This window comes from Pradoshia eiseniae (assembly GCF_002946355.1).
GTDB classification, from domain to species: domain Bacteria; phylum Bacillota; class Bacilli; order Bacillales; family Pradoshiaceae; genus Pradoshia; species Pradoshia eiseniae.
In genome coordinates, this window is sequence record NZ_PKOZ01000040.1 from 1 (window position 1) to 1,528 (window position 1,528).

Annotated in this window: 1 protein-coding gene; it reads left to right on the plus strand. The window is 37.8% G+C overall.

Annotated elements, in window-relative coordinates; genetic code table 11:
- The first annotated feature begins 246 nt into the window (after positions 1-246).
- Positions 247-1,449 (plus strand): IS110 family RNA-guided transposase, encoded by a 1,203-nt coding sequence (locus tag CYL18_RS18910; RefSeq protein ID WP_104851013.1) that lies wholly within the window; start codon positions 247-249, stop codon positions 1,447-1,449.
- Positions 1,450-1,528: the final 79 nt, after the last annotated feature.

Here is a 1,528-nt window from a genome sequence, read left to right on the forward strand (position 1 = left end):
TTCGTATTATAGAGTTCAGCCAGATCTTTCTGGTTGAACTTTTTTCATATGGATTTATTCTATCAGTAGCCAGGGTAGAACGTACGGGGGCGTGGGACATTGATCCCGTCGACTAAACTGTTCACCCCCTACTTGTAGAAATATGTTTGAGGCTGGTTGGGACTTAGATCTCGTATAACAAGCGAAGATATAATACTACTTGAGGCATTAGGGGTTACTGGTGAATACGCAATAGGAGGAGAAAGAATGAACCCGGTTGTGGGTATAGACGTAGCTAAAGAAGTAAGTGAAGTACAGGCTTTTTTAGATAAAGGAAAGCCTTATGGAAAGAGCTTTTCAATCAAGCATAACCGTGAAGAATTAGATGGCTTTATACATTTTTTAGGGGAAATAAAATCACTGACTGGCCAGATGCCAGTGGTCATATTGGAATCAACGGGCCATTATCATATTCCCATTATTCAGTGCTTAGAAGAGAATGATTTACTTTATATTTTGTTGAACCCAATCATATCTCATCAAGCGAAGAAATCCAGTTTAAGAAAAGTGAAAACAGATGCATTCGATGCCTATCAGTTATGTGTTCTTTATTATAAAGAGGATTTTGAACCTTATAAATTGAGGGGAATTCAACTGATGAACCTGCGTAACCTTTCTAGGCAACAGGAAATCGTGACGAATATGTATGTGGAAGCAAAACTGCAATTTCACACGATTTTAGATCAGACTTTTCCTGAATACAGAAAGGTATTTGGAGATCTTTTTTCAAAAGTATCCTTATCAATATTAAGAGAATATCCAACTTCGGAGAAGATTCTAGAGGCGGATGAAGAGGACCTGGCGGAACGAATAAAAGGGTATTGTCCAACTCGTTCTATTCAGTGGGCAAGAGAGAAAGCAAGGAAATTGATCCATTCAGCTACTCAAAATCCTTTTCAAAAGGTGATGTATCAAAGCCATCTCATCAATCTGAATATGTATATAGACATCCTATTTCATTACCAAGGACATCTATCGGAATTGGAGAACCAAATGATATCCCTGGCAAATGAAATAGAAGAATATAAGATTATCCAATCAATACCTGGGATTGGAGAAAAAATCGCTGCCACGATTATTTCTGAAATCGGTGAAATTGATCGGTTTAATCATCCTAAGAAACTAGTTGCTTACGCTGGAATTGATCCCAGTGTACATTCCTCTGGGAAGTTTACAGCTACGACGAATCATATAACGAAACGGGGTTCCAGCAGGCTAAGACACAGCTTATATCTAGCTGTATTATGTGGAATAAGGAGTTCCAGAAATAAAAAGCTCAAAGAGTTCTACGACAAGAAACGCTCAGAAGGAAAGCCTTCGAAGGTGGCAATTGTCGCTTGTATTAATAAACTTCTTCACTGGATTTATGCTTTATTAAAAGGCAAAGAACATTTCCTAGATATAGCTTAAAAAGGTTATCCAACCACATAAAGAAAAACCTTCCACAAGATAGCTGGAGGGTTATTTGGTATGCCTAAAAACAGTATAG

What these genes read in the sequence shown, in the direction of transcription:
- CYL18_RS18910 (WP_104851013.1), top strand. Translation starts at nt 247, where the DNA reads ATGAACCCGGTTGTGGGTATAGACGTAGCTAAAGAAGTAAGTGAAGTA.